The organism is Candidatus Accumulibacter cognatus, assembly GCF_000584975.1.
Lineage (GTDB): Bacteria > Pseudomonadota > Gammaproteobacteria > Burkholderiales > Rhodocyclaceae > Accumulibacter > Accumulibacter cognatus.
The window spans coordinates 1-1,408 of the sequence record NZ_JDST02000154.1 but is presented as its reverse complement, the minus strand read 5'-3'; the positions used below and the strand labels follow the sequence as shown (position 1 = coordinate 1,408).

2 protein-coding genes are annotated in these 1,408 nt (G+C 44.2%); both read left to right on the top strand.

The features are described from left to right. The first annotated feature begins 74 nt into the window (after positions 1 to 74). The gene (locus AW06_RS19530) at positions 75 to 404 is read left to right on the top strand and encodes a transposase (protein WP_034953877.1); all 330 of its coding nucleotides are present in this window, start codon (positions 75 to 77) and stop codon (positions 402 to 404) included. 203 nt (positions 405 to 607) lie between these two features. Continuing rightward, positions 608 to 1,369 (top strand): DDE-type integrase/transposase/recombinase, encoded by a 762-nt coding sequence (locus tag AW06_RS19525; protein ID WP_273704935.1) that lies wholly within the window; start codon positions 608 to 610, stop codon positions 1,367 to 1,369. The last annotated feature ends 39 nt before the right edge of the window (positions 1,370 to 1,408 follow it).

Genomic DNA, 1,408 nt, shown 5'->3' with positions numbered 1-1,408 from the left:
GTTAATCGGACTTTTGACGCGGATATTTAAGGGATGATTTAATCTCGATATTGCGTCAAAAGGAGTTGAAGTAAATGGAACAAGATCAGGGTAAAGCACGTCGGCACTACACGCCAGACCAGAAATTCAAAATCGTAAAAGAGCAGATGACGACAAAGACCTCTGTGTCGGAGATTTGCAAGAAGTATGATATCAGTCCCGCCGGGTTTTATCGCTGGCAGGAACAGTTTTTAAAAGCTGCTCTGAATGGGTTTAAAAAGCCTGACTCTGGCCCCACTAAGGCGGAGCTTCGTAAGATCGAGGAGCTCGAAAAGAAGAACTTACGCCAACAAGCCATTATTGCCGACATCGCCGGTGAAGTTATTGAATTAAAAAAAAGTCTTGGGGAATCGGGCCTTCTGTAGAGATTCCGAGGCATTTAAGATCCGTTGCGGCCGCTGACATTTCTATTTTTCAGCAGCGAACGGATCTTTCTTTAGAAATTATTTTAGAATTATTTGGTATAAAAAAATCCACCTATTACGACTGGCAAAAGCTGCCGAATGTCGTTTCAGAAAAAAAGCCTGTCCTAAGTGCCGCAAGCGTTCGTCCTGATGAGGTGGCGGCAGTGTTAGCGTATCGAGATCTACATCCGGATATTGGCTACCGCAAGTTCACCTGGCAAATGGTCGACGAAAATGTGGCCTTTTTATCAGAGAGTAAAGTGTACGATATTTTATCTGAACACAATCGACTTCAAGGCTGGAACCGAGTCGAAAATAGCGGCACTGAAAAAGAATACCGCCACAAGCCCAAGCACGTTCACTATCACTGGCACACGGACATCGCATACGTCAAAGTTGGTGGAGTTTTTTATTTTTTAATTATGATGCTTGATGGGTACTCAAGATACTTGCTCGACTGGGAATTAATGACTGACATGCTGGGTGGTTCAGTTGAAGGCTTTGTTCAGCGAGTGAAAGACAAGTACCCCCATGCCAAGCCAAGGCTGATCAACGACAATGGCAGCCAATTTATCAGTCACGATTTTAAAAGACTTTTACAGAAGCTCGAGATCCAGCAGATATTTACGCGCAGAAATCATCCTCAGACCAACGGAAAGATCGAAAGGCTCAACGGCACGGTCAAGCAAGAAGCTCTTCGCCCAGGGCAGCCTAGCGACTTTGCAGAGGCCTGGGAAATACTGAACAAGTACAGCTACGAATACAATCACCAGCGGCTGCATGCGGGAATCAACTTTTTACGCCCAGCAGATATGTTTTTTGGTCGCGGTGGTCTGGTATTAAATGAACGCCGTGAAAAAATTGAAAATGCCAGAGCAGATCGAAAGTCAAAAAATCGGGAAGAAAAAATGAAAACTCTACACTAAATTATTGCGTCAAACTTCCGGAAAGAAAAAAGCTAGACA